Annotated in this window: 27 protein-coding genes and 1 pseudogene; 13 read left to right on the forward strand and 15 right to left on the reverse strand. The window is 75.7% G+C overall.

Annotated features, from left to right (window positions below; all coding sequences use genetic code 11):
- Window positions 1-26: 26 nt before the first annotated feature.
- The gene (locus tag V6V16_RS09705) at window positions 27-4,475 is read right to left on the reverse strand and encodes an HAD-IC family P-type ATPase (RefSeq protein WP_334561521.1); all 4,449 of its coding nucleotides are present in this window, start codon (window positions 4,473-4,475) and stop codon (window positions 27-29) included.
- A 379-nt stretch (window positions 4,476-4,854) separates the two neighbouring features.
- On the opposite strand from V6V16_RS09705, the gene V6V16_RS09710 reads away from it, so the two are divergent.
- The 3 genes from V6V16_RS09710 (at window position 4,855) to V6V16_RS09720 (ending at window position 7,519) form a co-directional block, all read left to right on the forward strand.
- Window positions 4,855-6,225, forward strand: a complete 1,371-nt coding sequence (locus V6V16_RS09710; protein ID WP_334561522.1) for an MFS transporter — start codon at window positions 4,855-4,857, stop codon at window positions 6,223-6,225.
- A gap of 276 nt (window positions 6,226-6,501) precedes the next feature.
- Window positions 6,502-7,287 carry an SDR family oxidoreductase gene (locus V6V16_RS09715; RefSeq protein WP_334561523.1) on the forward strand — a complete coding sequence of 262 codons (786 nt, stop codon included), beginning with the start codon at window positions 6,502-6,504 and terminating at the stop codon, window positions 7,285-7,287.
- Window positions 7,288-7,324: 37 nt separating this feature from the next.
- The gene (locus tag V6V16_RS09720; protein WP_334561524.1) at window positions 7,325-7,519 is read left to right on the forward strand and encodes a hypothetical protein; all 195 of its coding nucleotides are present in this window, start codon (window positions 7,325-7,327) and stop codon (window positions 7,517-7,519) included.
- 55 nt (window positions 7,520-7,574) lie between these two features.
- On the opposite strand, the gene V6V16_RS09725 is transcribed toward V6V16_RS09720, so the two are convergent.
- On the reverse strand, window positions 7,575-7,775 hold the full coding sequence (locus V6V16_RS09725; RefSeq protein WP_334561525.1) for a hypothetical protein: 201 nt from the start codon (window positions 7,773-7,775) through the stop codon (window positions 7,575-7,577).
- A 152-nt stretch (window positions 7,776-7,927) separates the two neighbouring features.
- On the opposite strand from V6V16_RS09725, the gene V6V16_RS09730 reads away from it, so the two are divergent.
- Window positions 7,928-8,476 carry a YbaK/EbsC family protein gene (locus tag V6V16_RS09730; RefSeq protein WP_334561585.1) on the forward strand — a complete coding sequence of 183 codons (549 nt, stop codon included), beginning with the start codon at window positions 7,928-7,930 and terminating at the stop codon, window positions 8,474-8,476.
- Window positions 8,477-8,610: 134 nt separating this feature from the next.
- On the opposite strand, the gene V6V16_RS09735 is transcribed toward V6V16_RS09730, so the two are convergent.
- The 5 genes and pseudogenes from V6V16_RS09735 to V6V16_RS27895 form a co-directional block, all read right to left on the reverse strand.
- Entirely contained in the window at window positions 8,611-9,246 is a 636-nt protein-coding gene (locus V6V16_RS09735; protein ID WP_334561526.1) for a DsbA family oxidoreductase, read from the reverse strand.
- A 20-nt stretch (window positions 9,247-9,266) separates the two neighbouring features.
- The gene (locus tag V6V16_RS09740) at window positions 9,267-9,695 is read right to left on the reverse strand and encodes a SufE family protein (protein ID WP_334561527.1); all 429 of its coding nucleotides are present in this window, start codon (window positions 9,693-9,695) and stop codon (window positions 9,267-9,269) included.
- Window positions 9,696-9,770: 75 nt separating this feature from the next.
- Window positions 9,771-10,196 carry a CBS domain-containing protein gene (locus V6V16_RS09745; protein ID WP_334561528.1) on the reverse strand — a complete coding sequence of 142 codons (426 nt, stop codon included), beginning with the start codon at window positions 10,194-10,196 and terminating at the stop codon, window positions 9,771-9,773.
- A 57-nt stretch (window positions 10,197-10,253) separates the two neighbouring features.
- Window positions 10,254-10,616, reverse strand: coding sequence for a redox-sensitive transcriptional activator SoxR (gene soxR, locus V6V16_RS09750; protein ID WP_442934059.1), 363 nt, complete (start codon window positions 10,614-10,616; stop codon window positions 10,254-10,256).
- Between the two features lie 58 nt (window positions 10,617-10,674).
- Window positions 10,675-10,770, reverse strand: a pseudogene (locus V6V16_RS27895) (hypothetical protein); the annotation flags it as partial.
- Between the two features lie 54 nt (window positions 10,771-10,824).
- Here V6V16_RS27895 and V6V16_RS27900 point away from each other — a divergent pair.
- Window positions 10,825-11,241 carry an NADPH-dependent FMN reductase gene (locus tag V6V16_RS27900; protein WP_442934060.1) on the forward strand — a complete coding sequence of 139 codons (417 nt, stop codon included), beginning with the start codon at window positions 10,825-10,827 and terminating at the stop codon, window positions 11,239-11,241.
- On the forward strand, window positions 11,238-12,572 hold the full coding sequence (locus tag V6V16_RS09760) for an MFS transporter (protein WP_334561529.1): 1,335 nt from the start codon (window positions 11,238-11,240) through the stop codon (window positions 12,570-12,572). The genes V6V16_RS27900 and V6V16_RS09760 overlap by 4 nt, the downstream gene beginning before the upstream one ends.
- 69 nt (window positions 12,573-12,641) lie before the next feature.
- On the opposite strand, the gene V6V16_RS09765 is transcribed toward V6V16_RS09760, so the two are convergent.
- Together V6V16_RS09765 and V6V16_RS09770 are read right to left on the reverse strand one after the other, a co-directional pair.
- The gene (locus V6V16_RS09765; RefSeq protein ID WP_334561530.1) at window positions 12,642-13,148 is read right to left on the reverse strand and encodes a roadblock/LC7 domain-containing protein; all 507 of its coding nucleotides are present in this window, start codon (window positions 13,146-13,148) and stop codon (window positions 12,642-12,644) included.
- A complete protein-coding gene (locus V6V16_RS09770; protein ID WP_334561531.1) occupies window positions 13,145-13,516 on the reverse strand; it encodes a hypothetical protein in 372 nt (123 codons plus the stop codon). Before V6V16_RS09770 ends, V6V16_RS09765 begins: the two co-directional genes overlap by 4 nt.
- 445 nt (window positions 13,517-13,961) lie before the next feature.
- On the opposite strand from V6V16_RS09770, the gene V6V16_RS09775 reads away from it, so the two are divergent.
- Together V6V16_RS09775 and V6V16_RS09780 are read left to right on the forward strand one after the other, a co-directional pair.
- A complete protein-coding gene (locus V6V16_RS09775) occupies window positions 13,962-14,729 on the forward strand; it encodes an SGNH/GDSL hydrolase family protein (protein ID WP_334561532.1) in 768 nt (255 codons plus the stop codon).
- 3 nt (window positions 14,730-14,732) lie between these two features.
- Window positions 14,733-15,179: an imidazolonepropionase-like domain-containing protein gene (locus tag V6V16_RS09780; protein WP_334561533.1), complete on the forward strand. Its 447-nt coding sequence runs from the start codon at window positions 14,733-14,735 to the stop codon at window positions 15,177-15,179.
- Between the two features lie 60 nt (window positions 15,180-15,239).
- Here V6V16_RS09780 and V6V16_RS09785 read toward each other — a convergent pair whose 3' ends face one another.
- Window positions 15,240-16,502: a hypothetical protein gene (locus tag V6V16_RS09785; protein ID WP_334561534.1), complete on the reverse strand. Its 1,263-nt coding sequence runs from the start codon at window positions 16,500-16,502 to the stop codon at window positions 15,240-15,242.
- A complete protein-coding gene (locus V6V16_RS09790) occupies window positions 16,495-17,022 on the reverse strand; it encodes a SigE family RNA polymerase sigma factor (protein WP_334561535.1) in 528 nt (175 codons plus the stop codon). Before V6V16_RS09790 ends, V6V16_RS09785 begins: the two co-directional genes overlap by 8 nt.
- A 114-nt stretch (window positions 17,023-17,136) precedes the next feature.
- On the opposite strand from V6V16_RS09790, the gene V6V16_RS09795 reads away from it, so the two are divergent.
- Window positions 17,137-18,039 carry a sulfurtransferase gene (locus V6V16_RS09795; protein WP_334561536.1) on the forward strand — a complete coding sequence of 301 codons (903 nt, stop codon included), beginning with the start codon at window positions 17,137-17,139 and terminating at the stop codon, window positions 18,037-18,039.
- Between the two features lie 80 nt (window positions 18,040-18,119).
- Here the strand turns inward: V6V16_RS09795 and V6V16_RS09800 are convergent, their stop codons facing one another.
- The 3 genes from V6V16_RS09800 to V6V16_RS09810 form a co-directional block, all read right to left on the reverse strand.
- Entirely contained in the window at window positions 18,120-19,298 is a 1,179-nt protein-coding gene (locus V6V16_RS09800; RefSeq protein WP_334561537.1) for a hypothetical protein, read from the reverse strand.
- The gene (locus tag V6V16_RS09805; protein ID WP_334561539.1) at window positions 19,295-19,840 is read right to left on the reverse strand and encodes a SigE family RNA polymerase sigma factor; all 546 of its coding nucleotides are present in this window, start codon (window positions 19,838-19,840) and stop codon (window positions 19,295-19,297) included. Before V6V16_RS09805 ends, V6V16_RS09800 begins: the two co-directional genes overlap by 4 nt.
- A gap of 129 nt (window positions 19,841-19,969) precedes the next feature.
- Entirely contained in the window at window positions 19,970-20,548 is a 579-nt protein-coding gene (locus V6V16_RS09810) for a TetR/AcrR family transcriptional regulator (protein ID WP_334561540.1), read from the reverse strand.
- A 90-nt stretch (window positions 20,549-20,638) separates the two neighbouring features.
- On the opposite strand from V6V16_RS09810, the gene V6V16_RS09815 reads away from it, so the two are divergent.
- Window positions 20,639-21,820: an FAD-dependent oxidoreductase gene (locus V6V16_RS09815; RefSeq protein ID WP_334561541.1), complete on the forward strand. Its 1,182-nt coding sequence runs from the start codon at window positions 20,639-20,641 to the stop codon at window positions 21,818-21,820.
- 191 nt (window positions 21,821-22,011) lie between these two features.
- On the opposite strand, the gene V6V16_RS09820 is transcribed toward V6V16_RS09815, so the two are convergent.
- Complete coding sequence (locus tag V6V16_RS09820; protein WP_334561542.1) at window positions 22,012-23,385, reverse strand: MFS transporter; 1,374 nt, start codon at window positions 23,383-23,385, stop codon at window positions 22,012-22,014.
- A 130-nt stretch (window positions 23,386-23,515) separates the two neighbouring features.
- Here V6V16_RS09820 and V6V16_RS09825 point away from each other — a divergent pair, with 130 nt between their 5' ends.
- The 3 genes from V6V16_RS09825 (at window position 23,516) to V6V16_RS09835 (ending at window position 26,853) form a co-directional block, all read left to right on the forward strand.
- Window positions 23,516-24,139 (forward strand): TetR/AcrR family transcriptional regulator, encoded by a 624-nt coding sequence (locus tag V6V16_RS09825; RefSeq protein WP_334561543.1) that lies wholly within the window; start codon window positions 23,516-23,518, stop codon window positions 24,137-24,139.
- 314 nt (window positions 24,140-24,453) lie between these two features.
- Window positions 24,454-25,791, forward strand: a complete 1,338-nt coding sequence (locus V6V16_RS09830; protein WP_334561544.1) for an acetyl-CoA carboxylase biotin carboxylase subunit — start codon at window positions 24,454-24,456, stop codon at window positions 25,789-25,791.
- Between the two features lie 150 nt (window positions 25,792-25,941).
- Window positions 25,942-26,853 carry a hydroxymethylglutaryl-CoA lyase gene (locus V6V16_RS09835; protein ID WP_334561587.1) on the forward strand — a complete coding sequence of 304 codons (912 nt, stop codon included), beginning with the start codon at window positions 25,942-25,944 and terminating at the stop codon, window positions 26,851-26,853.
- The last annotated feature ends 132 nt before the right edge of the window (window positions 26,854-26,985 follow it).

A 26,985-nucleotide genomic window follows, 5' to 3' on the forward strand; every position in this document is an offset into this window, starting at 1 on the left:
CGGAGCCGTACCCCGGATCGGCGCGGTCATGCCGGCGGGCGGTCCCGGTCGGGGGACGCCGTCGGCGGGCGGGAACCGGACCGGGGCAGGCGTTCCGCCAGGCGGGTGAGCGCTCCGTTGGCGAAGGTGGCGCCGAGCGCGCTGCCCGTCGCGATGGTCCAGCCGACCGGGCCGAGCGGCGTGCAGCCGAAGAACTGGCTGACCCCCGGCGTCTGGACGACCGCCACCAGCACCCCGAGCGACGCGGCGGTGGAGCCGAGCACGGCGGGGCTGGTGCCGCCGGCGAGCACGGTCTGCCCGAGCTGGGTGCCGACCAGCGAGACCAGCGCGACGGTCCTCGCCCGCCTGCGTCGCCCGGTGTGGCGGGCCAGGGTCCAGCCGACGGTCGCGCCCAGCGTTGTGGCGGTGGCGCGCAGCCCGATCTCCCGCAGCATCGTCTCGCCGAGCGAGGTGTCCGGGCCCTCCCGGAGCAGCCCGTCGGCGTGCTCCGCGCCCGGTGGCCGGATCGCGATCGCCAGCGCCGGGGCCAGGTCGGTGAGCAGGTTCACCAGGAGCAACTGCCGCCCGGTGAGGGCCGAGCGGCCGGTGGCGGCGGCGGTCAGCACGCTGAACGCGATCTCGCCGAGGTTCCCGCCGACCAGGATGCTGAGCGCGTGGCGTACCGAGGACCACATCGCCCGGCCCTCGACCAGTGTGGCGATGATGGTCTCCAGCCGGTCGTCGGTGACCACCAGGTCGGCCGCCGCGCGGGCCGCGGGGGTGCCCCGCCGACCGAGGGCGATGCCCACGTCGGCCAGCCGGATGGCGGGCGCGTCGTTGGCGCCGTCGCCGGTCATCGCCACCGTACGCCCGCACTTCTGCAACGCCTGGATGATCCGGACCTTGTGGGCGGGCGTGCAGCGGGCCACCACGTCGGTGGCGGCGAGCCGCGCCGCGAGGGCCTCGTCGTCGAGCTGGTCGAGTTCCACCGCGGTGACCACGCGCTGGTCGTCCCGGTCGCTGATGGTGGCCGCGATCGCCTCCGCGGTCGCCGGGTGGTCGCCGGTGATCATGATGGTGTGCACGCCGGCCTGGCGGATCCGGCGTACGGCGGGGGCGGCGCTCTCGCGTACCCCGTCGGCGAGGGCCAGGAAGCCGACGAAGGTCAGTTCGTGCACCTGCTCGTCGGTCACGTCGGGCGAGGGGACCCGGCACTCGGCGACGGCGAGGACGCGGTGTCCCGCCCCGGCCCGGTCGGCGAGCATGGCGTGCAGGCCGCCGCGTCCCTCGTCGTCGAGCGGCTCGTCGCGGCCACCCGACGTACGCCAGGCCGCGCAGCGGGGCAGCACCGACTCCGGCGCCCCCTTCACGCTGAGCAGCAGCCCGTCCCCGGTGCGGCCGACGGTGGCGTGGTAGCCGCGGGACGGCTCGAACGGCAGGCCGCCGACCGGCTCCCAACCCGGGGCGCCGGTCCGCTCGGTCACCCCGGCCGTCTCGGCACCGGACCGGACCGCGCGGTCGGTCTGCTGGGCCAGGTCGCGGGGGTCGGCGGCGGCCGGGGTGGCGCGCAGCGCCGCGGCGAGGGTCGGGCGCAGGCCGTCGTCGAGCCTGTCGAGGGGCGCGTACCGGCCGTCGTCGCCCACCCCGGCGAGCATCAGCTGCCCCTCGGTGAGGGTGCCGGTCTTGTCGAAGCAGAGCACGTCCACCCGGCCGAGCGCCTCGATGGTGCGCGGGTTGCGGACCAGCGCGCCGTGCTCCGCCAGCCGCCGCGCGGCGGCCAGCTGCGCGGCGCTGACCAGGAACGGCAGTCCCTCCGGCACGGACGCGACGGCCAGGTTCGCGGCGGTGGCGGCGGTCTCCGACAGCGGTACGCCGCGCAGCAGCCCGGCGCCGGCCACCGCCACCGCCGAGCCCGCGGCGAGCGGGATCGCCGCGCGGGTCAGCCGACCCAGCCGCGCCTCCACGCCGCTGGCCGGCGGGGCCTGCCCGGCCAGCGCCAGGCTCCGCCCGGCCTCGGTGTCCGCGCCGGTGGCCACCACCACGGCGGTTCCGTGGCCGGCCGCGACGGTGGTGCCCTCGTAGAGCATCGACCGGCGGTCGGCCAGGGCGGCGGCGACGACCGGTTGGTCGGTCTTGCCGACGGGCAGCGACTCACCGGTGAGCGAGGACTCGTCGGTCTCCAGGCCGGCCGACTCCAGCACCCGGCAGTCGGCGGGGACGGCGTCGCCCGCTTCGAGGACGATCACGTCGCCGGGCACCAGATCCTCGGCCGGCAGCACCTGTTCCGTGCCGTTCCGGCGTGCCCGGGCGGTCACCGCCGAGCGGGACAGCAGCTCGGCCAGCGACCGTTCGGTGTGGTGCTGGTGCACCGCCCCGAGCAGCGCCGAGCCGCCGACCACCCCGCCGACCAGGGCCGCGTCGACCGGCGAGCCGAAGGAGGCGGAGAGGACCGCCCCGGCGGCGAGGACCGGGGTGAGCGGGTTGGTCAGCTCGTCGACGAAGGCGCGGAGCAGCCCCGTGGGCCCTGGAAGCCCGCCGGGCGCGTCCACCCGCCGGCGCCGGGCCTCCTCGGTGGCGAGCCCGTCCGGCCCGGCGCCGAGCCGATCGAGCACGGTCGCGGCCGGCATCAGGTGCCAGGCGGTGATCGTCGGCGTGGGGCTGCCCGTCCGGTCGGGCAGCCGACGGGCCCGCAGGACGCCGTGCGCGAAGGCCAGCGCGGCGGCGCCGTTGACGGCGGCCAGCGCGCGACCGGGCAACCGCGCCGGCGCGGCGGTGAGCGCCCCCAGCGCGCCGAGGCCGGTGCCGGCCGCGGCCAGGCCGATGTTCTGCCGGAGCATCCGACGGGCCACCCCCGTCGCCTCGACCACCAGCGCCACCACCCGCAGGTCGTCGCCGACCAGGAGGTGCGCGCCCCAGGGCGGGAGGTCCTCGGGGGCGGCGACGCCCAGGCCGCAGTCGGCCACGCCGAGCGCGGCCCGGTTGCCGGAGGCCACCATCACCACCGCGCCGTCGCGCTGCAACGCCCGCACCGACTCGGGCAGCCGGTCGCCGCCCGGGAGGTGGACGTCGGCGAAGCGGTGCCGTCGGTCGTCGTCGCCGACCACCACCACCCGCAGGCCGGCCTGGCGGGCGGCGGCCGGCAGGGCATCGACACCGGGCGCCGGTTCCGGCTCGACCCGCAGCACGGCGGCCAGGGTCCCGCCGTCGGCCAGTCCGAGCAGCGTGCCGCCGCCCTCGCGCAGCCGCCGGCTGTCCGGGGTGTCGCCCGGGTGCTCGGCGTCCAGCCCGGTCAGCGGCCCGAGCCGCCAGCCGTCGGCGTCGCGCGGCTCGGCGGGCGCGGCCGGGTCGAAGAGGGCGAAGGCGCGCGCGGCCACCTGCCCGGTGTCCGCCCCGGCCAGCGGCGCCAGGTCCGTCAGCACGGCCCGGTCGGAGCCCAGCACGGCGGCGTCCAGCACCAGCGTGTCGATCCGGTCGAGTTCGCGCAGCACGCTGCGGTCCATCACGATCACGCCGCGCCGGGCGAGGATCCGGCCGAGCTGCGCGGCATACCCCTCGCGTCCGCTGCCCGGGGCCTTCGGCAGCGTGGAGAGGCTCAGCGCGGCGGCCCGCTTCCGGCCGACCGCCGGCGTCGCGGCGGCTGCGGCGACGCCCGCGACGAGCGTCGCGTTCGCGTACTTCTCGGCGGGGCCGTCCGGCTTCGGTCGGGGGCGATCGACCTTCGGCGCCCGGGCCACGGCCCGCTCCGGGGCCCCGGTGAGTCGGGGCTCGGCCTGCGCCCAGGCGCGGAACTGGGCCCGCGCCTCGCCCCACTGCACCACCCGCTGCGCCCCGTCGAGCACGATTCCGACCCACGCGCCGGTGAGGCCCTGCACGACCGCCTCGGCGAGCGGGAAGACCAGGTCGGCGCGGGGGTCGGCGCGCAGCCCCCGGTCCGCCAGCGCGTGCAGCTTCGGGTGCAGGTCGACCGCGCCGAGCAGCCCGGCGACCTCTCCGGGCAGCGGCGCGAACGGCAGGATCCGGGTGGCGGCGGCGAGGGTCAGGCCCAGGGCGTCGGAGGCGAGGGCGCCGAGGGTGCGTGGCGTACGCGGCCCCTCCTCGGGCGGGTGCGGCGGCGGGATCTCAGGGTCGGGTTCGTGCGGGCAGACGCGTTCGGCGCGGGCCACGGTGGCGATGAGGTCCCGCAGGGCCGGCTCGGGCGTACCGACCGCCACGACGACCCGCCCCGACGGGGCGTTGACGCGGGCCCAGAGCACCCCGGGCATCGCCTGCACCGCCGCCTCGACCTGCCGGGCGAGGGTGTCGCCGCCGTCCTGGCAGACTCCGTGCACCTCGATGTGGTGCCGCCCCGGCCGGGACCAGACCCGACGCCGGGTCAGTCCCGCCGCCCGGGCCAGCCGGGTCGCGGCGGCGCCGACGTTCCGGGACGCCTCGCCGACGACCGGCGGCACGGCCACCGGCGGCAGGAGCCGGCCGGCGGCGCGGCCCAGCAGGGTCATCGAGGCGTACGACCGGACAGGCGCCGGTCGGGCCCCCCGCTGCCGCTGCTCCTGCCGTACGCCATCTCGCCTCCCGCGCCTGAGCTCCGGCGGCCGGCTTTCCCGGCGGACCGTCCGTTATGCCTGCGCCGGGGACTTCTCCCCGGCGCGGAGCGTGGCCCGCCCGGACGGCCGGGGGTACGCCCCGGCGCGGCACCGGCCGGGGCGGCGCAGGCCGGTCGGCGCGGGAGAGCCGGATCACCCTTGACCTCAATCCGGGTTGAGGTCCGAAGCTTGACCCCATGCTGATCGAACCGCTCCGCCCCGGGGTGGATCCGTCGGGCTCACGGGCCCGCGTCGGCCACCGGTCGCTCCGCCCGACGCGCCGGGCGGGTCGGCGGTGACCGCCACGGCGGTGCCGGCCGCCGACGAGGCGGGGCTCTTCGCGCCCCGGCTGCGGGCGATGACGATCGGCAGCGTCGCGCTGGTCTCGCTGCTCGCGTTCGAGGCGTTGGCGGTGGGTACCGCCATGCCGACCGTCGCCCGCAGCCTGGACGGGCTGGCCCTCTACGGGATCGCCTTCGGGGGCCCGTTCGCCGCGAGTGTGCTCGCCATGGTGGCCTCCGGCATCTGGTGCGACTCCCGGGGGCCACGGACCCCGATGTGGCACGGGCTCGTCTGGTTCGTGCTGGGGCTGGTGCTCGCCGGCGGTGCCACCACCATGGGCGTCCTGGTCGCCGGCCGGATCGTGCAGGGGTTCGGCTCCGGCCTGCTCTCGGTGGCGCTCTACGTGATCGTCGGGCAGGCCTACCCGGAGGCGCTGCACCGGCGGATCTTCGCGGCGTTCGCCGCCGCGTGGGTCGTACCGTCGCTGGTCGGGCCGGCGCTGGCCGGCCTGATCGTGGAACACCTCGGCTGGCGGTGGGTCTTCCTGGCGGTGCCGGCGGTGGCGGTGCCGGCGGTGCTGCTGATCCATCCCGGCCTGCGAGCGCTCGGCGTGACCGCGGTGACCGGGCTGCCCGCGGGCGCGGCGGCCCGGATCGGCTGGGCCTGCGGGGCGGGGGCGAGCGCCGCACTGCTGCACATCGGGGGGCAGCAGCGCGGCGCCGCCGCCGTCGCGCTGGTGGCGCTGGCGTTGGGCGGGCTGCTGGTGTGCGCGCCCCGGCTGCTGCCGGCCGGTTTCCTGCGCGCCGGCCGGGGCCTGCCCACGGTGGTCGGGCTCCGTGGGCTCGCCTCGGCCGCGTTCGTCGGCGCGGAGGTGGTGATCCCGCTGATGCTGTCCCGGGAGCGCGGACTGTCGCCGACGGCCGCCGGCCTGGTCCTCACCACCGGCGCGGTCGCCTGGTCGGCGGGCTCCTGGGTGCAGGGGCGGATTCCGTCGCCGCGTTCCCGGGCCACCCTGCCGAGGGCGGGGCTGACCTGCATCACCGCCGGTACCGCCGTGGTGGCGGTCACCGTCGTGCCGGCGGTGCCGATCTGGGTCGGGGTGCTGGGTTGGGCCGGGGCGGGGCTCGGCATGGGGCTGCTCTACCCGTCGCTTTCGGTGCTCACCCTGGAGCTGTCCGCGCCCGGGGAGCAGGGACGCAACAGCTCGTCGCTGCAACTGGGCGACTCGCTCTTCGCGGCGACCGTGCTGGCGCTGACCGGGGCGGTGCTCGCCGCCGGTACGGCCCCGGGGCCCGCCAGCTATGCCGGCACCCTCGCGGTGGCCGCCGGGCTGGCGCTGCTGGGCGTCGTGCTGGCGGGCCGGGTGGCGCCCCGCGCCGGTTGACCGGCCACCGGGACCCGGGCGCGGCTGGCGGTGCGCGCCGGCGTGCCGTTGCGGGAGGCGCCCGGGGATGCGCCGATCCGGCCCGGTCGCCACCGTCGGCCCGGGAGGATGGGCGGGCGACGAACCGCCGGCCATCCCGCCGGTGGCCGTGGTGGTGGCCGCCGGGCCGCCGCTGGTCGCGGTGAGCCGCCGCACAGCCGGTCACGCGCGTCGACCCGGCACCGTCACCACCGTCGAGGCGCGGCGGACGCGCGACGGACGGAACGGAGGAAGCCCATGCGGGTACTGGTCACCGGGGCGAGTGGTCGGCTCGGGCGGGTGGTGCTGCCCCGGCTCGGCGCCGAGGGCTGGGAGGTCCTCGCGACGAGCCGACGGGCGCGTACCGGGTCGCCGGTGCGGTGGGTGGAGGTCGACCTGGCCACCGGGGAGGGGCTGGCGGGGGCGGTCACCGGCGTGGACGCCGTACTGCACCTGGCCTCGTCGCCGAACCGGGGGCGGCAGACCCGCCGGGTGGACGTGCTGGGCACCCGCCGGCTGGTCGTCGCCGCCGGCCAGGCGGGCGTACGGCACCTGCTCTACGTCTCGATCGTCGGGGTGGACCGGGTGCCGATCCCCTATTACCGCCACAAGCTCGCCGCCGAGCAGGCCGTGGCGGCCGGGCCGGTGCCGTGGAGCGTGCTGCGGGCGACCCAGTTCCCGGAGTTCCTCGACGGGATGCTGCGCGGGGCGAGCCGCCTCGGCCCGGTGATCGGTGATCCGGCGGTACTCGCCCAGCCGGTCGACCCCACCGAGGTCGCGGACCGCCTCGTCCGGCGGCTCGCCGCCGGCCCGCTGCGCGGCATCGAGGAGTACGGCGGCCCCGAGGTGCTCCGCTTCGACGCGGCGGCCCGCGCCTGGCGGGAGGCCCGCCGGTCGCGCCGTCCGCTGCTCCCGGTCCGGATCCCCGGGGCGGTCGGCCGCGCCCTGCGCTCGGGCGGCCTGGTCACCGAGGCCACCCCGACGGGCACCCGGAGCTGGGCCGACCACCTCGCGGACACGTACGGGGGAACCGGCGCAAGATGAACGCCCCGCGCGTTCGCGTCCGACCTACCGTGACGCCATGCTCGTCATGGTCACCACCGTCGTCCTCTACGTCGCCGGCTTCGTCTTCCTCTACGGCGTGATCCGGCTCGCCGTCCGGCACGCTCTCGAGGAGATGGAGGTGCGTCGGGTCCAGGCCGAGCGGGCGGAGGAGCGGGCCGCCGCGCGGGACCGCTCGCTGCTGCGCGAGAACGGCTTCCTCACCGGCGGCTGACCGGGGCGTCCCGGCCTGCCGTTACGGCAGCCCGGGACGGAGCCGGTGGTGCGGGCTAGAAGTCGGCGGCCACGGCGAGGTTGAACTTGTCGATCGCCTCCTTCTTCTCCGGCGGGAGCGCCTCGACGTCGATCCGGTCGGTCTCGCTCCGCTCGTCGTGGGTGTCGACACCGTTGATCAGGTGGGCGACGATCGAGTTCGCCTCGTCGGTGGTGAAGCCTGCGTCGGTCAGGATGTGCAGCGGAAGGTCACTCATGCCGGAGGCCGGTACCCGGCGCGATCCGGTTCCACACGCCGTACGGAGCGATCCCGGGGTGGATAGGGGTGACCCCCTGCCGGCGGTCGGCTCCGGTCACCCGTGGTCCCGTGCTGCCCCGGGCGCGGACGGGTGCGAGGATCGCAGGCGTGATGGGGACGCTGAAGACCGAACCCGCCCGTAGCCGGCTCGACCTGCTGGCCCCGCCCGTGGCCGCCGCCCTCGGGCAGTGGCCCGCCGAGGCGCCGGTGGACGCCGACGACGTGCTGGTGGCACCGATCGACGCCGAGTTGGCCGACACCGCCGCCTTCTGCGCCGCCTACGAGGTGGGGTTGGACGTGTCGGCCAACTGCGTGGTGGTGGCCGGCAAGCGCGAGGGCGTCGTCCGCTACGCGGCCTGCGTCGTGCTGGCCACCACCCGCGTCGACGTCAACGGCGTGGCCCGCCGGGCTCTCGACGTGCGTAAGGCGAGCTTCGCGCCGATGGCCGACGCGGTGGAGCTGACCGGCATGGAGTACGGCGGCATCACCCCCATCGGCCTGCCGGAGCAGTGGCCGATCCTGGTCGACGCGCGGGTGATCGCCGCCCCGCACGTGATCATCGGATCGGGCGTACGGCACAGCAAGATTGCACTGCCTGGCCCGGCGCTCGGCGCGCTGCCCGGGGCGCAGGTGGTGGAGGGCCTGGCCAGGTCGGCCTGAGCACTTACGTTCATCGATACCGTTGCACGTGAAACATCGCGTCGATCAATGTCCGGCCGGCTCTCGGCGTCGCGGGGCCGGCGGCCCGGGCCGTCGCGGCCCGGCGGGGCCGGCGGCTCAGCGGGTTCGACGGCTCAGTGGGGCTCGGCCTCGCGGCGGTCCGCCTCGGCCAGAGCGGCGAGCAGGGTCTCCGGTTCCTGGGCGCCGGTGACCGCGTACCGGCCGGCGAGCACGAAGGTCGGCACGCTGGTCACTCCGATCTGCCGGGCGGTGGCCAGCTCGTCGGAGAGTTCCGCCACCAGCTCGTCGGAGTCGAGGAAACGGCGCGCCTCGGGGGCGTCCAGACCCGCCTCGGCGGCCAGCGCGGCGAGGGCGTCGCGGGAGCCCACGTCCACGCCGTCGGTGAAGTGGGCGCGGTAGAGCGCGTCGACCGTCTCGGCGGCGCGTCCACGCTCGGTGGCCCAGGAGACCAGGCGATGCGCGTCGAAGGTGTTCGCGGCGAGCGCGCGGTCGAAGTCGAGCTTCAGGCCGAGCTGGGCCGCCACCTCCGTCACGTGCCCGAACATCTGCCGGACCCGCTCCGGCCCGCCGAACCTCGCGGCCATCGCGTCGACGAGCGGACGCGGCTGCGGCACCGGCGACGGGTCGAGCTGGAACGGCCGGTAGCGGACGGTCACCTCGCCGTCGTACGACTTCAGGGCCTGCTCCAGCCGACGCTTGCCGATGTAGCACCAGGGGCACACGACGTCGGCGTAGATCTCGATCTCCATGCCGGGTGACAACCCTCCGGTCAGCTGACCTGTTCCCGGACCTGCCGCTTGAGCCGGGCCAGAATCGCGGTGCCCCCGCGCACCCGCAGTGGGCTGATCGCCTGGGCGAGCCCCATCCGTTGGTAGAGGTCGTCGGGGACGGCGAGCACCTGGTCCGCGCTGGCACCGGCCAGCCCTTCCGCGAGGATGCCGGCGAAGGCGCGCGTGGTGGGCGCCTCCGGCGGGCAGTCGAAGAGCGTCTCCACCGTCTTCTCCGGGGTCACCCGGGCGCGCAGGAAGAACGCCGTCTGGCACTCCGGCACCTGCTCCATGCCCTCCCGGTCGGCGGAGCCGGCGGGCAGCGGCGGGATGACGTCGGCGTACTCCAGCAGCATCTCCAGCACCACGTCGCGGGGCGCGGCGGCGAACTCGTCGACGATCTCGGAAAGCCTGGCCGGCATGGATGACATGCCTCCGAGGCTACCGCCGTCGGAAGGGGACCCCTCCGCGACCGCGAACGTCGCGAGGGGCCCCTTCCGTACAGCTCAGACGGTGGGCGCCTGCTCGCTGATCTCGCTCAGCGCCGACTGCGGATCGAGCTGCATCGCGAGATCGCCGAGGGAGACGATCCCGACCAGCTTGCGCTCGCTGTCGCAGACCAGCACCCGCCGGATGCCCCGCTCCCGCATCAGGGCCGCCGCCTCGGCCGCGGTCGAGTGCTGCTCGATCATCACCACCTCGCGGGTGACGATCGAGCCGATCGTGGTGGTGGCCGGGTCGCTCCGCTCGGCCACCGCCCGGACCACGATGTCCCGGTCGGTGAGCATGCCGGCGAGGGTGGCGCCGTCGGTGACCACCACGTCGCCGATGTCCGCCTCCTTCATCACCCTGGCAGCCTCGTCCAGGGGGGTCTCCGTGGGCAGGTAGATGACCTGCTTCGTCATCACGTCGCTGACCCGGTAACCGGTCATGAGAGCCTCCAGAAACGCATACAGTCGATCAGACTGCGGTACCCCGTGGCGCATCCGCTACACCACGTCCCCGTTCCCGGTGTGCCCTTCCGGTGCGGTGTCGAGTCGTCCACCGTGAGTCGGCCCGAGCAGGCGGCGTGGGCCCTGGCCGGTCTCGCCGAGATGGTCGTCCGTGTTGCGCAGCAGGCAGCGGTCGATCGACAGGCAGCCGCACCCGATGCAGTCGGTCAGATCGTCGCGCAGGCGCTGGAGCTGGGCGATGCGATTGTCCAGTTCGGTCTGCCAGGTGCTGGAGAGCAGGGCCCAGTCCTCCCGCGTGGGGGTCCGCCCGCCCGGCAGGCCGGCCAGCGCCTCGACGATGAGCCGGAGCGGGATGCCGACCCGTTGGGCGGCCCGGATGAAGGAGACCCGCCGGATCACCTCGCGGGGGGTAGCGGCGCTGCCCGCCGCTGGTGCGCCGGCTCAGGATCAGCCCCTTGGCCTCGTAGAAGTGCAGCGCCGTGACGGCGACGCCGGTGCGGGCCGCGACCTGGCCGACGGTCAGTTCGGTGTGGTGGGGCGGAAGGCTGGCCATCTCGGCATGCTACCGACTTGACCTCGACCATGGTCGAGGTTGGACGCTCCACCAATGGAACGCATACGGATCGGAATCGTGGTGGGCTCCACCCGCCCCGGGCGGCGGGGCAGGGCGGTGGCGGACTGGGTGCACGAGGCGGCCCGCGAGCGGCACCCGGCCGTCGCGTTCGAGCTGCTCGACCTCGCCGACTTCGACCTGCCGCTGCTGGACGAGCCGCGCCCGGCGGTCTTCGGCGACTTCGCCGGGGAGCGGTTGGTTCCCGCCCCGCACCAGGAGCAGGTCCTGGGCGCGACGCTCGGCGAACTGCTCACCTGGACGGCCGCCCTGGCCCTGGTGCGGCGCGCCGCGTCGGAACCGGCCCACCCGGTGACCGGCCCGGCCCGGCCGACTTCGGACCCGGCCGGCCCGGCACCCGGCGCGGCCCACCCGCCGGCGGGCGCCGGTCGCCCGGCGGGGCACCGCTCGTGACGGGCGTCGCCGCGACGCCCGGCACGGCCGCCCCGGTCGCCGGCCGCCGGGTGGCGCTGGTCGTCCTGTTCGCCGGCTCCATGCTGACCGTCCTCGCGGGGGCGGTGCTGACCCCGGTGATCGAGCTGATCCGGAGCGAGCTGCGGCTCACCGGCACCGCCGCCGGGCTGGTCCTCACCGCGCACGGACTCTCCCTCGCCCTCGCCGGCCCGCTGGTCGGCCGGGCCATCGACCGGTGGGGGGTGCGCACCCCGCTGGCCCTCGGCCTGATCGGGTACGGGCTCGCCGGCGGCGCCGGCCTGGTCACCGAGAGCTACCCGTTGCTGATCGCCACCCGCCTGCTGTTCGGCGTCGGCGCGGCCGTGGTCTTCGCGGGAACCACGCTCGGCCTGCTCGACCTGCACGCCGGTGCGGAGCGCGACCGGGTGATGGGCCGGCGGTCCACCGCGATCAGCCTCGGCGGCGTGCTGTTCCCGCTGCTGGGTGGGGCGCTGGGTGGGCTCTCCTGGCACGCCCCCTTCGGCGTCTACCTGGTCGGGGTGCCGCTCGGCCTGGTCACGCTCTGGACGCTTCCGCGGCGGCGGCCGACCGGCAAGGTGCCGGGCGGCCGTCCGGGCCCGCCGGGGTCGATGTGGAGCCTGCTCCGCGGCCACCCGGCGCTCGTCGGCATCTACGGCCTCCAGGCGGTGACCAGCCTGCTGCTGTACGGGGTCCTGGTCTTCCTCCCGTTGCGACTGGCCGAGGTCGGCATCACCGAGACCGCCGTCGTGGCGGTCTTCACGAGCGCCCCGTCGCTGGTCATGAGCATCGTCGGGCTGGGCTACGCGCGGTCCCGGGCCCGCCTGGGCCACCTGCGGCTGCTCGCGGTCACCCTCGCCGTCTTCACGGTCGCGCTGGTCACCCTCGGGCTGGCCGGCGCCCCGGTGCTGATGCTCGTCGCGCCGGCCGTGTTCGGGATCGGCATGGGGCTGGCCGTGCCAGCGCTGACCGTCTTGGTGGCCGAGCACTCCCCGCCCGCCCGGCGCGGCCAGGCGACCGCCATGCTGGCCAGCGCGACCTTCGCCGGCCTCTTCGTCTCGCCCCTCCTGCTCGGGGCGATCCAGGAGGTCACCTCGACCCGCGGCACGTTCCTGGCCGCGGCGGCGTTGGCGGGTGCCACCCTGGTGCCGCTCGTCGTCCGCCTTCGTGGCCGGGACCGGTCCGGGCCGGCGGTCGAGGCGACGGGCGTCCCCTGCCGGGAGAACCACCGTGGTCGACGGCGACCACGCCGGAACGGGGGGTGCACCACCAGCACCCCGGGGAGCGGCTCGTGTGGACCCTCTGCCGGGTGAGTTCGACCCGTTGGCCCCGAAGACGGCCGGAGCCGTCGCGACACGGGGCGCGACGGCTCCGCGCGTCCGTCAGGAGCCCTGCCCGGTCGCGTCCGAGAACTGGCTCAGCAGGCCGGCGAGCCGTCCGGCCACCGCCGGGGCGTGCAGGTGCAGCCGGGCCACGTTGATGCTGTCCTCGCCGACCACGGCGAGCAGCGCCTGCGGGGCCACCGCGTAGACGCTCAGATATCCGGCGGCGTTGCGCACCGTCGACTGCTGGAAGTCGCCCTGCCCCAGCCGGAGCCCGACCTGGCGACCCAGCCCGTAAGTGGTGGCGGCGAGCGCCGCCAGGTCGTTCGGGTCGACGTCGGTCTGGAGGTTGTGCGTGATGAGCAGGCCGTCCACGCCGCCGAGGACGCAGCCGTGCACCCCGGGGATCTGGAGGCGCAGTTCCGACAACTCCTGCCGGATCGCCGGGTACGGCAGCGACGTGTTCCCGGACAGCGACGGCGGCAGCCGGCGCGGTTGCGGCAGCGTCCCCGTGCCGCGTGCGGTGCGGCGGGGAAGGGGTGTCTGGGTGTCGTCGATCCCGCTCACAACTCCAGGCTCTCCTCGATGGAGCGCAGCCGGTGGCGCGCCATCGCCAGGTTGGCGCCGTTCTTGCTGACCATCAGGTAGAGGAAGAGCCCCTTCCCGGTGCGGCTGGTCAGCGGGCGGATGAGGTGGTACTGGCTGCCGAGCGTGATGAGGATGTCCTCGATCTCGTCGTTCAGGTTCAGCATGTCGATGGTGCGCAGCTTGGCGCGGACGACGTCGGTGTTGCCGGCGGCCGCGACGGTCAGGTCGATCTCCCCGGTGCCTCCGGCCACGCCGAGCGTCATGCCGCTGTTGTAGTCGACGAGGGCGGCACCGATCGCGCCGTCGATGCTCATCGCGCTCTTCAGTGCCCCATCAAGGTTCGGCACAGTATTTCTCCCCAGGGACTGACGGGCGGCGTCACCATATGCTTTGCTGAGGGTCACTCGGCGGTGACAGGTGACACGGCCACGTGAGAATGGCTCGGACGAGGCTCGCATACCGGGGGTCACCGCGCATCCGGTAGCACCGCCATTCATCACACCGGCTCCTGCCGACCGGCCGACGGTCCGCATCCGCGATCGGTCCGGCGGATGGTCGATGTCGCGTCCGCCTGATAGGCCAGTCAGCACGCGGGAGCGTCTCCTCCCGCCCGCGGGAACGCCACGGCGCACCCGCGCCTGGTCCGGGTGGATGACCTACACCACGTTTGCCCGCGGCCGCCCCCCGCCGGCGGGCTCGCTGATGAAGACTGTCCCGCGTCGGGAAGGGACCCTTCCTCCACCGGAAGCGATCGCGACGTGCCCTTCCTCACCACAGCGGGGAGGGAACGCAGTGCGCTGGCGCAGTTACGTGGCGGTGGGGGACAGCTTCACCGAGGGCATGGACGACGCCTACCCGGACGGCAGCTACCGGGGCTGGGCCGATCTGGTCGCCACCCGGCTGGCCGCCGAGGTCGGCCCCGACTTCCGCTACGCGAACCTGGCCATCCGGGGCCGGCTCTTCCCCGGCGTGGTGGCCGAGCAGGTGCCCGCCGCACTCGCCATGAAGCCCGACCTGATCAGCTTCGCGGCCGGGGGCAACGACGTGCTCCGCCGCACCTTCGATCCGGACGCGCTGGTGGCCCGCTTCGACGACGTGGTGCGCCGGCTGCGCTCCGGCGGCGCGGACGTGGTGCTCTTCCGGTTCGCCGACGTGATGGCCCGGCTACCCGGTCAGCGGCTCGTCGCCCCCCGGGTCCAGCTGCTCAACCGTGCCGTCGGCGAGACCGCCGAGCGGTACGGGGCGATCCTGGTCGACCTGTACGCCGACGACGCCTACCTGAACCCGATGCTCTGGAGCACCGACCGGCTGCACCTCTCGGCCGCCGGGCACCGGCGGGTCGCCGCGCAGGTGCTCGACGCGCTGGGCGTCGGCTGCGACGAGGAGTGGCTGCTGGTGCCGCCGCGGCCGGCACCGACGCCCTGGCTGGCCGCCCGGGCCGCCGACCTGCGCTGGGCCGGGCAGCACCTGGCGCCGTGGATCAGGCGCCGGCTCACCGGCCGCTCCTCCGGCGACACCGTCACCGCGAAGCGCCCCACCCTCGACCCGATCGCCGACTGAGTCGTGCTCACCCTGCACACCGCGCCGCTGCTGCGGGCCGGGCCCGACGCCCCGCCCGCCGCCGGGGCGGCCGTCGTGGTCCGGGCCGACCGGATCCTCGCGCTCGGCCCGTTGGCCGAGCTGACGGAGGCGTACGCCGGGGCCCGGATCCGCCGCTGGCCGGGCACGCTCGGGCCGGGGCTGCTGCACGACGGGCCGGTGCCGGCCGCCGACACTCCCCGCGAGCGGGTGCACGCGCTGCTGCGCCGGGGGGTGACCGCGGTGCTGGCCGACCAGGTGACCGATCCCGCGCTGCGCGCCGCCGTGGACCGGGGCGACCTGCTGGTGCTGCCGGTCGCCGTACCTCCGGTGCTGGAATCCGGCGGGCGCGCGGACCTGGCCGTCCTCGACGCCCACGGTGCCTGCCTGGTGACGGTGGTGGCCGGCCGGATCGCCCACCGCCGCGCCTGAAGCCCGTCCCGCGCCGTCGACGGACCTACCGGCGTCGGCGGGCCCGTCGACGGTGCGTCGTCAGGAGATCCGGGTCCAGGTGCGCGTGACGCCGGAACCGACGCCGACGATTCGGGCGGAGGCCGTGGTCACGACGACCGTGTCGTCGCGCAGCACCTCGACGGACGGGCTCTCGTCGATGCCGGTGCGCAGCGCGGCGGTCACCGGGGGCGCGTCGACGTAGCGTCCGCCGGCCCAGAATCCGGCGCTGCCGTGGGCCCCGATGACGGCGAGGACCCCGCCGTTCGTGGCGGCGACGTCGGAGGTGCCGTCGGGCAGGCCCGGTCGTTGCTCCCACCGACCCCCGACCAACCGCCACACCTCCGTTGCCGCCGTCACGCTGAACTCGCTCTCGCTGGCGGTCACCAGCCAGGTGTCGGCTCCGTCGGGAGAGACGAGGAGTCGTCCGGCCCTCGCCCCCGTGCCGGTCGGCAGCTTCCGCCAGGTGGCCGCCTCGTCGTCGCTGACCAGGACGGTCAGCCGGCCTCCGTCGCGTACGGTCAGCCAGAGCCGCCCGTCGCCACCCTCGACGACCCGGTGGTCTGTCCCGCCGGTCAGGGGCACCGGGGGCTGCGGCCGCACGGGACCGGAGCCGATCCGCACCAGTTCTCCTCGGGGACACTCCATACCCCTCGTGCCCTGTCCGTCCCTCTCGGGGCAGCGGACGAAGAATCCGCTGCGGGTGGCGCTGCTCGCCTGCGTTACCGGCGGCGGGGAGCCGAACGGGTGGCGGGACCAGGCCGCGCCGCCGTCGGTGGTCACGAGGTACCCGTCGCCGACCCGCACCGTGAGCCTCCACTCGTCGACCGGCAACAGGTGCGCCAACCCGTTCGCGTCGGGGAGCGGGGTCGTCGGTCGCCAGGTCACCCCGCCGTCGGCGGTCCGCCCGACGGTCCGCCGGCAGTCGGTCGCGCCGGGATCGGGCCTGTCACAGGTGTCGAAGAGCGCCCAGCCGTTGCTGGCGTCGACGAATCGCAGTTCGGTCAGCCGGCCGGGCGTGCCGGGCAGGGAGACCTTCCGTTCGGGGAGCTTGCCGGTGGGTGTCGGCGACACGGCGGGGGCGGGGGTGGGGATCGGCGGGTCGGGGTCGGAGCCCCGGCCGGCGGCGAACGCCCCGGCCGGTCCGGCCAGGAGGAGAGCGCCCAGGCCCGCCAGCAGTCGCCCGCGACGTCGTCGCCGGTCGCGGACCCGGCGTTCGACCGCCGGTACGCCCGGCGGCCGGAAGCTGGCCATGGCGTCGGCCTCGAACTCGGCGAACATCTCGTCCAAGGCGTTCTCACGCACCGTGGGCCTCCTGCCGCTCGGTGAAGTAGGTGGCCAGCGTCGCCCGCCCCCGGGACAGCCAGGAGCGGACGGTGCCCTCGGGGGCGTCCATCTGGTCGGCGATCTCCGCGATGCTCAGGTGCGCCAGGTGGTGCAGCACGACGGCCCGTCGCTGACTGGTGGGCAGACCGGCCAGGGCCCGGCTCAGGGCCACCCGGTCCGGTTCCGGGCCGGGCACGTGTTCCTCCCGCTGCCGGGCCAGGTGCCGGACGGTGGTGCGGACCCGGCGCAGCCGGCTGGTGGCCAGGTTCCAGGCGACCCGGCGGACCCACGCGGAGGGGTCGTCGTACGTGCTGATCCGGTTCCAGCGCTCCAACACCCGGCAGAACGCCTCCTGGGTGAGGTCCTGCGCCTCGGCGTGGTCTCCCAGGTACGCGTAGAGCTGCACCGCCAGGCGGTGGAAGTGCGCCCGGTAGAAGTCGGCGAAGTCCACTGGTGACGCGGCGGCCCGGGGCGGCCCGGTCCGGTGCCGTACGGTCATGGCGATCCTCGATGGTCGGCGGGTCTCGCCACTGTCACGCGCGGCGCGTCGGATTCGCTGCACCGATTTCCGATGGCCGGTCGCCGGCCCGCGATCCGGCGTACCTTGGGGATCATGTCTGTGCCGAGCGATCCTGATCCCCGACTCCAGTCGTACGCGGACCCGCAGCGGTTGGTCACCACCGGGTGGCTGGCCGAGCACCTGGGCGACGAGGGCCTCGTCGTGGTCGAGTGCGACGAGGACGTGCTGCTCTACGACACCGGCCACGTTCCGGGTGCCGTCAAGGTGGACTGGCACACCGAGCTGAACGACCAGGTCACCCGCGACTACCTCGACGCGAGGAGCTTCGCCGAGCTGTGCGCCGCCAAGGGCATCGGCCGGGGCGACACCGTCGTCTTCTACGGCGACAACTTCAACTGGTGGGCCGCGTACGCGCTGTGGGTGTTCTCCCTCTTCGGCCACCCGGACGTGCGGCTGCTCGACGGCGGGCGGCAGAAGTGGGTCGCCGAGGGGCGCGAGCTGACCCGGGACAAGCCGGCCCGGCCGCACGCCGACTACCCGGTGCCACAGCGCAACGACGCGCCGGTCCGGGCGTACCGGGAGCAGGTGATGGCGCACGTGGCGGCGGGCCGTCCGCTGGTCGACGTCCGGTCGCCGGGCGAGTACACCGGCGAGATGCTGCACATGCCGGACTACCCGCAGGAGGGCGCGCTGCGCGGCGGGCACATCCCGGGCGCGGTCAGCAAGCCGTGGAAGTCCGCCGCCAACGACGACGGCACCTTCAAGTCGGCGGACGAGCTGCGCGGCATCTACGCCGATCAGCTCGGGCTCAGCCCGGACGACGACATCGTGGCCTACTGCCGGATCGGCGAGCGGTCGAGCCACACCTGGTTCGTGCTGCGGCACCTGCTGGGCTACCCGCAGGTGCGCAACTACGACGGCTCGTGGACCGAGTGGGGCAACCTGGTCCGGGCCCCCGTCGTCAAGGGCGACCAGCCCGGCGGCCTGGCGGACTGACGCCTCGGCCGCTCCCCGCGCGCCCGCTGCGGTCGCGCGGGGAGCGGCCCTCGCGGTGTACGCGGGCGGGGCCGACCCGGTCAACCGGCGGAGAGCGACACCGCCCCGAACAGGTTCCGCGTCACGCCCGTGATCTCGCGGGTCTCCGGCCGCCAGCGCAGCAGCCCGCCCGGGTTGTGGCGCAGCAGCACCGCGCCGTCCGAGTCCCAGCCGAGCACCTCGCAGCAGCCCTTCCAGCGGTCCCGCCCCAGGTCGAGCAGGTGGGTCACCACGTGGGTCTCGGCGTTCAGCAGCGCGACGCCCTCCAGCCCGCTCACGTTGCCGGTGGTGATCCAGCCGGCCCGGGCCATCCGGTCGCCGCGTTGCCAGCCCCGCCCGTAGAACTCCTCGACCCGGTGACCGGGCGGCAGCGCGCGGAAGTCGACCGCGCCGATGCTCCGGTACGTCCCGTCGCTGCCCCACCGGACCCGCGTCCCCTTCGGCGGCGTGCCGCCCAGTTCGTGCAGGACGTCCGGCGGGGCCGCCGGGTCGGGCGCGACCGCGTCCCAGGGCGACACGGGCAGCTTCCGGGCGGAGCCGGTGGCGCGGTCCAGCTCGTACGTGGTGTCGTCGTCGCCGACGAGCAGCCGGCCACCGGACCAGAGGACGTGCTCCAGGTAGCCCTTGAGCGGGTGGCGGCGAACGGCGGCGGTGGTCAGGTCGACCACGATCACCTCGTCGGTCTGGGCGAAGGCGGCCGTCCGCCCGTCCGGAGAGAGGCTCCCGGTCTTCAGGGGCACCGCCTCGTTGCCTCCGGCGTCACGGGTCGGGGCGGGGGTGACCACGTCGAGGTCGCGTACGACGCCGTCGTCGCCGAGCACCCGGATCCGGCCGGCGGCGCCGGAGCCCGGGTCGACCGGCTGGTGCAGCGCCAGCGCCCGGCGGACCGGGCGGGCCGAGAGTGTCGCGCCGACCGGGTCGCCGAGGCGGCCCAGCGGGTGCCCGGGATAGGCGAGGTCGGCCGGCGGCGTCTGCACGGGCACGGGGTGCGGGTTCGGGCTCCGGCTCGGCGTCGCGGTGGTGGCCGGCGGCGCAGCGGCGGGACGCAGGGCCACCGCCGCGCCGCCGGTGAGCAGGGCGACGGCTAGCACGGCGGTGCCGGCGGCCCGGCGGGCGCGCCGTAGGCGGCGGGCCCGCTCCCAGCCGCTCGCCGCCGGCCGGGCCGGCCGGACGTCGTCGGCGGCCAGGATCAGCAGCCGGTGCAGTTCCTCTTCCCTCACGGGTTCACCCCCACCCCGGTGACCAGGCCGTCGCCGGGCCGCCCCCCGTCGTGGCCGAGTTCCGGCGCCACCTCGCGGAGCCGGCGCAGCGCCGCGTGGCACTGGCTCTTGACGGTGCCGACGGTGACGCCGAGCGCCTCGGCGGTGGCCGCCTCGGTGAGATCCTCGAAGTAGCGCAGCACCAGCACGGCCCGCTGGCGGGGCGGCAGGTGACCGAGGGCGTCGCGCAGTGCCAGCCGCAGCGCCCCGTCGCCCTCCTGCGTGGCCCGCTCCGGCGGGTACGCGCTCAGCCACTCCCGGCGCCGCCGCCGCCACCAGGAGACGGCGTCCCGGTAGAGGATGGCCCGCACGTACGCGGCCGGGTCGCCGTGCCGCACGGCGGGCCAGCGCAGGGCCAGCTTGAGCAGCGCCTCCTGGAGCAGGTCCTCGGCCTGGTGCCGATTGCCGCAGACCAGGTAGGCGGCGCGCAGCAGCCGGTGCTGGTGGCACTCGACGAAGGTGACGTAGCTGTCCCGCCCGTCATCGGTCGCCGCCGCTCCCATCCGCCCTCCCTCCGGCCGGCCGTCGCTCTTCCGCGTCACCAGGCAGACGCACGGGGACCCGGAAAAGGTTGGGCGGCGACCGTCGATCGCGCGCGGACGTGCCGGGGCGGGGCGGCGGCCTAGGTGCGGTCAGGCGGCGGGCGTGCCCCGCAGGTAGCGCTGGATGGTCGGCGCGACCCAGGCGACCAGCTCGGCCGGGTCCGCGTCGGCGACCGGGGGCAGCCGGAGCACGTACCGGGTCAGCGCCAGGCCGAGGATCTGGCTGGCGACCAGCCCGGCCCGGCGCGGTGCCTGCGCCGGGTCGGGTGCGACCCGGGCCACGGCGGTGCCGAGCTGGTCGGCGCAGATGCCGCGCATCCGCTCGGCCGCCGCCGGGTTGGTGGCGGCCGTACGCAGCAGCGCGGCCATCGTCTCGTCGTTCTCCCACCGGTCGAGGAAGTGCCGGACGAGCAGCTCGCCGAGCCGTTCCGGCGGCACGTCGGTCAGCTCGGGCAGCCGCAGGTCGAACTCGGCCGCCGCCGCGAAGAGCCCCTCCTTGCTGCCGTAGTAGCGCATCACCATCGACGGGTCGATCCGCGCCTCGGCGGCGATGGCCCGGATGGTCGCCCGCTCGTAGCCGTCGGCGGCGAAACGCTCCCGGGCGGCCCGGAGGATCGCCGCCCGGGTGGCGTCGGAGCGGCGGGGACGGGTCGGCGCGGCCTCGGTCATGCCGACGACCGTATGCCAACGGTTGTTGACATTCCAGCCGCATCGGCCCTAGCGTTGCCAACATCGGTTGGCCAACATCTGTTGGCATAGGTGGACGCGGAGGTCGAGATGCTGCCCACGAGCACGGACGTACTGGTGGTGGGGGCCGGGCCGACCGGCCTGACCACCGCGCTCACCCTGGCCAGGCGGGGCGTACGGGTGAGCGTCGTCGACCGGCTGGACCGGCCGGCGCGCACCTCCCGGGCGGCCGTCGTGCACGCGTACACCCTGGAGACGCTGGACCGGATCGGCGCCGGCGCCCCCCTGGTGGCGCGCGGGCTGCGCTCGCCGGGGTTCACCGTGCGCGACCGCGACAAGCTGCTGCTCACCGTGCCGTTCCACACGCTGCCGTCCCGGCACGCCTACGCGCTGATGGTCTCCCAGGCGGTCACCGAGGAGGTGCTCGCCGGGCAGCTCGCCGCACACGGCGTCGCGGTGCTGCGGCCGTACGCCCTGACCGGGCTGACCCCCGACGCGGCCGGCGTGGCCGCCACCTTCGCGGACGGCGCCACGGTCCGGGCCCGCTACCTGGTCGGCGCCGACGGGATGCACAGCACGGTCCGGGAGCGGGCCGGGATCGGCTTCTCCGGCCCGGCCGGCGGGGAGGAGTCGTTCTCCCTCGCCGACGTCCGCCTGGAGAGCGCGCTGCCCCGCGACCGGGTGTCGCTCTTCCTGGCCCGCTCGGGCCCGCTGGTCTGGGCGCCGCTGCCCGACGGGGTGGTCCGGCTGGTCGCGGCGGTCGCCGACGCCCCCGCCACCCTCGACCGGACGTACCTCCAGGCGCTGCTCGACGAGCGCGGGCCGGCCCGCCGGCCCGACCGGGTGACCGAGGTGCTCTGGGGCTCCCGGTTCCGGATCCACCACCGGATCGCCGACACCTTCCGTCGCGGGCCGGTGCTGCTGGCCGGCGACGCCGGGCACGTGCACAGCCCCGCCGGTGGCCAGGGGATGAACCTCGGCATCGTGGACGCGGTCGACCTGGGCGGCACCCTCGCCGACGTGCTGGGCGGCGCGCCCGACACGCTGCTCGACGGGTACGCCGCCCGGCGCCGGCCGATGGCCGAGGAGGTGGTGTCCCTCGCCGCCCGGCTGACCCGGCTCGCCACCCTGCCGCCGGCCGCCCGACCGGCCCGCAACCTGCTGTTCCGTCTGCTCGGCGCCGTACCACCGGCCCGGCACCGGGTCGCGCTGCGCCTCTCCGGCCTGCACCACCGCCATGGAGCGAGCGGCTAGGCCACGCCGGTGGGCCCGGTGTGGCGGGACCGGGGTGGCGTGCTGCCCGCCCTGGCCGGCGTCGGCCGGCTGTTCCTGCTGGCCCTGCTCACCGCCGTGCCGGCGCGCCACCGGCGCGACGCCGCGACGCCCGGGGAATCGTGGCGGCGCGGCGTCGCCGAGGTGGGCGCGGTGGGCCGGCGTCGTGCTGCTCAACGCCACGGGCGCCGTCCTGGCCGGCCTGCTGTCCCGGTGCGGGTGGGCGCGGCGGAGGGTGCCGGCGCGGCCGGCCGCAGCACCCGCCACGCCGCGAGGGTGACCAGCACGAAGACCCCGGCCACCGCCGCCGCCACCGGTGCCACCCCGTACGCCGCGCCGCCCAGGCCGGCGAGCGTCGCCCCCACCGGCGCGGTGAGCAGGCCGACCAGTCGCTGGGCGGCGCCCACCCGGCCGAGCAGGGCGGCGGGCACGTGGCGCTGCCCGTACGCGGCCCACAGGCTGTTCCACACCGTCGTACCGGCCGCGAAGACGGCCAGCGCCAGCCCGCCGGGGAGCGGGTGCCGGGCCATCGCGAGCCCGGTGAGCGCGACGGCCTGGGCAGCGAGTACGACGCGCAGCGCGGGCACCGTGCCGAGCCGGGCGGCCAGCCGGCCCGCCCCCAGCCCACCCGCGAGGCCGCCGAGCACCGCGGCCGCGGTGAACAGGCCGTACCCGGTCGGCGACACCCGCAGCACGTCGAGCGCGTAGAGCACCAGCACCGCCATCAGCCCGCTGATCGCCAGGTTGCTCCCGGCGGTCACCACGGTCAACCGCCACAACGTGGCATCCCCCCGAACCCACCCCACCCCCTCCCACACCCCCCACCCACCCCCACCCCCACCCCCGCTAGCGGCGATCTTGCAGTTTCGGCCCCGACGGGGTGGCTTCTGGGCTGTTTTGTCGGGGCGGAAAGTGCAAGATCGCGGCGGACCGGGGGCGGGGGTGGGGGGCAGGGGCAGGGGCAGGGGCAGGGGCAGGGGGTGGGGGAGGGCGAGGGTGAGGAGGGCGGCGACGGCGAAGGTCAGGGCGTCGAAGACGAACGGGAGCGGCGCGGCCAGGGCGAAGAGCACCCCGGCGGCGGGGGCGCCGACGAAGCCCCCGGCCACCGCCGAGCCGGCCTGGAGGCGGCCGTTGGCCCGGGGCAGCGCGGCCGGCGGCACCACCGACGGGAGCATCGCGAACGAGGCGGCGTCGAAGAGGGTACCCAGCGTGGCCAGCAGGAAGGCCACCGTCACCAGCGCGACGACATCCGCCCGGTCGAGGGCGACGGCGGCGGCGAGGCCGCCCACCACGGCGGCGCGCAGCCCGTCCACCACGGCCATCGTCCGGCGGCGGTCCCAGCGGTCCGCGTACACGCCCCCGAGCAGGCCGAACAGCAGCGGCGGGAGCTGACCGGCGACGGTGACAGCGGCGATCACCCGGGGGTCGCGGGTCAGGGTCGCGGCCAGCAGCGCGAGTGCGGGCGTACGCAGGGCGTCGCCCAGCCGAGACGAGACGGCGGCGGACCAGAGCAACCGGTAGTCACGTCCGAGTGGAGGTGCGGTCATGCCGGCGAGCCTCGGCTCTCGACCGGGTCGAGGGTCAAGGAGCCGGGGCGCGCGTCCACCGGTCCGGACGTGAGCCAACCGACGGGTAACCGACCCTCCACGCTGAGCGCTCGCGGTCTAGGCTTGCCCGGTGACGGTGGAGCAGCAGGCACGGGGCAGAGCGAGCGGTGCCGCGGGGTCGGGCCGGCGCCGGTCCCGCAAGGACGAGATCCTGGAGATCGCGGTCGGTCTCTTCGCCTCCCGCGGCTACCACGGCGTCTCGATGGACGACATCGGCGCGGCCGCCGGGGTCACCGGCCCGGCGCTCTACCACCACTTCGCCGGCAAGGAGGCCATGCTGGTCGCCGCGCTGATCCCGGTCAGCGAGGAGCTGCTCGCCGGGGGCCAGGAGCGGTCCGCGGGCCACCCCGACGACCCGCGCGGGGCGCTGGAGTCGCTGATCGACTTCCACGTCGACTTCGCGCTGGCGAACCCGGCCGTGATCGCCCTGCACCTCAACGAGCTGGACCGCCTCCCAGACGAGCCGCGCCGCCGGATCCGCCGGCTCCAGCGGCTCTACGTGGAGGAGTGGGTGACCGTGCTGACCGCGCTGCACCCGGGCACGCCGGACGGCGAGGCGCGGGTGCTGGCCCACGCCGCGTTCGGCCTGATGAACTCGACGCCGTTCCTCGGCGGCGAGGTGGACCGTCGCCGCCGGGCCGAGCTGCTCCGCGCCGCCACCCTCGCCGCCCTCCTGACCCACCCCAACGCCTGACCGCGCCCTCCTGACGCAGCCCAACGCCTGACCTCCGCCCGGCACCGGACGCAGCAGGACCGGGTGCCGGCCTCGGCCCGGCACCGGCTGCCGGGCACGTGCGGCGGCGCCGGGCGGCCGCGTCGCGGGCCGCTCCGGCCGGGTGGGGGCGCGTCCCGTGGGGCACGGCCGCCCGGCCGTCGCGCCACCCGAGGCGCGGCACGCGACACGGCGCGACCGGCACCGCGGGAGTGGGCGGCTGCCCCCGACTCGTCGGCAGCACTCCGACCATGGTTCCCTGACATCCGTCCCGATCCCGGATGCTGGGAGGAATCATGATCGAGTCACTGCTGGTCGCCAACCGGGGCGAGATCGCCCGCCGGATCATCCGTACCGCCAGGCGGCTCGGCGTCCGCGCGATCGCGGTGCACTCGGAGGCCGACGCCGGCCTGCCGTTCGTGACGGAGGCCGACGAGGCCGTCTGCGTGGGCCCGGCCAACCCGGCCCAGAGCTACCGCGACGTCGAGGCCGTCCTCGCCGCCGCCAGGTCCACGGGCGCCCAGGCCATCCACCCCGGCTACGGCTTCCTGTCGGAGAACGCCGACTTCGCCCGTACCGTCGAGGCGAGCGGGCTGATCTGGGTCGGGCCCGGCGCGGACGCGATCACCGCCATGGGCGACAAGATCAATGCTCGGAACCTGATGGCGGCGGCCGGCGTGCCGGTCGCGCCCGGCACGACCGAGCCGGCGGCCGACCTCGACTCGGCGGTCGCGGCGGCGGCGGAGATCGGCTACCCGGTGATGGTGAAGGCCGCGGCCGGCGGCGGCGGCATGGGCATGGGCGTGGCCGTCGACGAGGCCGCGCTGCGCAGCGAGTACGACAAGGTGCGCTCCTTCGCCGAGCGGATGTTCGGCGACGGCTCGGTGCTGATCGAGCGGTACTTCCCCCGGGTGCGCCACGTCGAGGTGCAGATCCTGGGCCTGGCCGACGGCCGGGTGGTGGCGCTCGGCGAGCGGGAGTGTTCGGTGCAGCGGCGCAACCAGAAGCTGGTCGAGGAGTCGCCGTCCCCGGCGGTCTCCCCGGAGCTGCGCGAGCGGCTCCTCGCCGCCGCCGTGCGCGCGGGCGAGGCGGTCGGCTACCGCAACGCCGGTACGGTCGAGTGCCTGCTCGACCCCGCCACGCAGGAGTTCTTCTTCCTGGAGATGAACACCCGGCTCCAGGTCGAGCACCCGGTCACCGAGTACGTCTACGGCGTCGACCTGGTCGAGGAGCAGCTGCGCGTCGCCGCCGGCCTGGCCCCGACGTTCGACCCGGACGCGCTCGTCCCGCGCGGGCACGCCATCGAGCTGCGGATCAACGCCGAGGACCCGAAGCGGTTCCTGCCCGGCCCGGGCGCGATCACCGTCTGGACCGAGCCGACCGGCGAGGGCGTCCGCGTCGACTCCGGCTACGTCGCCGGCAACACGGTCACCCCGTTCTACGACAGCCTGATGGCCAAGCTCATCCTCAGCGGCGCCACCCGGGCCGAGGCGGTCGAGCGGGCGCGGGCGGCGGTCGCGGCGTTCGAGGTGGCCGGCCCGAAGTGCAACCTGCCCTTCTTCGCCGAGCTGCTGGAGAACGAGGAGTTCCTCTCCGGCGACTACGACACGGGCATCGTCGGCCGCATGCGCTGACGAGCCCCGGTCCGCCGGAGCGCTCTGTCACCCGCCCCCGCCGGCCGGACCGACGCGGCCCCCTCGACCGCGTCGGTCCGGCGGGCGGGGTGACATGCTGGAAGGCCCAGGACAGCACCGCGTCACAGTGAGGTGACCCCCATGGCGGAACTGCCAGCTTCCGTGTCGATCCGCGAGGTCGGGCCGCGCGACGGGCTCCAGAACGAGGAGCCGATCCCCACCGATGCCAAGGTGCGGCTGCTCGACGCGCTCTCCGGCACCGGGGTGAGGCGGATCGAGGCCGTCTCGTTCGTGCACCCGAAGGCCATCCCGCAGATGGCCGACGCCGACGAGGTGTGGCAGCGGGCGGCGCGGGCCGACGGCGTGCGCTACTCGGCGCTGGTGCCGAACACCCGGGGCGCGCAGCGGGCCCTGGCCGCCGGATTCACCGAGATCGAGGTGGTGGTCTCGGCCAGCGACACGCACAACCGGCGCAACGTGAACCGCTCCACCGCGGAGTCGCTGGACGACATCGCCGAGCTGATCGACCTGCTGCACGCCGCCGGCGCGCAGGCCGAGGTGATCGTGGCGACCAGCTTCGGCTGCCCCTACGAGGGCGACACCGACCCCGCCCGGGTGGCCGCCATCGTGGACCGGGTGGTCCGCGACGGCGCCGACCGGGTGGCCTTCGGCGACACCACCGGCATGGGTACGCCCCAGCGGGTCCGCGAGCTGCTGACCGCCGTACGCGACCGTAACGCGCACGTCCCGGTGCTGCTGCACTTCCACAACACCCGGGGCACGGCGCTGGCCAACATGCTGACCGCGCTGGAGCTGGGCGTCACCGAGTTCGACGCCAGCGTCGGCGGCCTCGGCGGCTGCCCGTACGCCCCGGGGGCCAGCGGCAACCTGGCCACCGAGGAGGCGGTGCACATGCTGCACGACATGGGCGTCGACACCGGCATCGACCTGGCCGCGCTGATCGAGGCGGCCGAGCTGGCCGAGGAACTCGTCGGCAGGAAGCTCCCCTCCGGCGTCCTCCGCGCCGGCCCCCGCACCCGCCTCACCCCCCTCCCCACCTAACCCCCCGCCCCCGCCCCACTTAGGCCGCGATCTTGCAGTTTGTGTCCCGCTGAATGCCGCGAATGCCGCATACCGGGGGCGGAAAGTGCAAGATCGCGCGAGAGGGGTGGGTGGGGACGGGGCGGAGCCGGG

It is taken from the genome of Micromonospora sp. CPCC 205561, assembly GCF_036906775.1.
GTDB lineage: Bacteria > Actinomycetota > Actinomycetes > Mycobacteriales > Micromonosporaceae > Micromonospora.

What these genes read in the sequence shown, in the direction of transcription:
- V6V16_RS09790 (WP_334561535.1), bottom strand. Translation starts at nt 17,022, where the DNA reads ATGACCGTACGGCACCGGACCGGGCCGCCCCGGGCCGCCGCGTCACCA.
- V6V16_RS09730 (WP_334561585.1), top strand. Translation starts at nt 7,928, where the DNA reads ATGGGGACGCTGAAGACCGAACCCGCCCGTAGCCGGCTCGACCTGCTG.
- V6V16_RS09795 (WP_334561536.1), top strand. Translation starts at nt 17,137, where the DNA reads ATGTCTGTGCCGAGCGATCCTGATCCCCGACTCCAGTCGTACGCGGAC.
- V6V16_RS09820 (WP_334561542.1), bottom strand. Translation starts at nt 23,385, where the DNA reads ATGACCGCACCTCCACTCGGACGTGACTACCGGTTGCTCTGGTCCGCC.
- V6V16_RS09740 (WP_334561527.1), bottom strand. Translation starts at nt 9,695, where the DNA reads ATGTCATCCATGCCGGCCAGGCTTTCCGAGATCGTCGACGAGTTCGCC.
- V6V16_RS09725 (WP_334561525.1), bottom strand. Translation starts at nt 7,775, where the DNA reads ATGAGTGACCTTCCGCTGCACATCCTGACCGACGCAGGCTTCACCACC.
- V6V16_RS09715 (WP_334561523.1), top strand. Translation starts at nt 6,502, where the DNA reads ATGCGGGTACTGGTCACCGGGGCGAGTGGTCGGCTCGGGCGGGTGGTG.
- V6V16_RS09805 (WP_334561539.1), bottom strand. Translation starts at nt 19,840, where the DNA reads ATGGGAGCGGCGGCGACCGATGACGGGCGGGACAGCTACGTCACCTTC.
- V6V16_RS27900 (WP_442934060.1), top strand. Translation starts at nt 10,825, where the DNA reads ATGGAACGCATACGGATCGGAATCGTGGTGGGCTCCACCCGCCCCGGG.
- V6V16_RS09705 (WP_334561521.1), bottom strand. Translation starts at nt 4,475, where the DNA reads ATGACCCTGCTGGGCCGCGCCGCCGGCCGGCTCCTGCCGCCGGTGGCC.
- V6V16_RS09745 (WP_334561528.1), bottom strand. Translation starts at nt 10,196, where the DNA reads ATGACCGGTTACCGGGTCAGCGACGTGATGACGAAGCAGGTCATCTAC.
- V6V16_RS09720 (WP_334561524.1), top strand. Translation starts at nt 7,325, where the DNA reads ATGCTCGTCATGGTCACCACCGTCGTCCTCTACGTCGCCGGCTTCGTC.
- V6V16_RS09830 (WP_334561544.1), top strand. Translation starts at nt 24,454, where the DNA reads ATGATCGAGTCACTGCTGGTCGCCAACCGGGGCGAGATCGCCCGCCGG.
- V6V16_RS09735 (WP_334561526.1), bottom strand. Translation starts at nt 9,246, where the DNA reads ATGGAGATCGAGATCTACGCCGACGTCGTGTGCCCCTGGTGCTACATC.
- V6V16_RS09810 (WP_334561540.1), bottom strand. Translation starts at nt 20,548, where the DNA reads ATGACCGAGGCCGCGCCGACCCGTCCCCGCCGCTCCGACGCCACCCGG.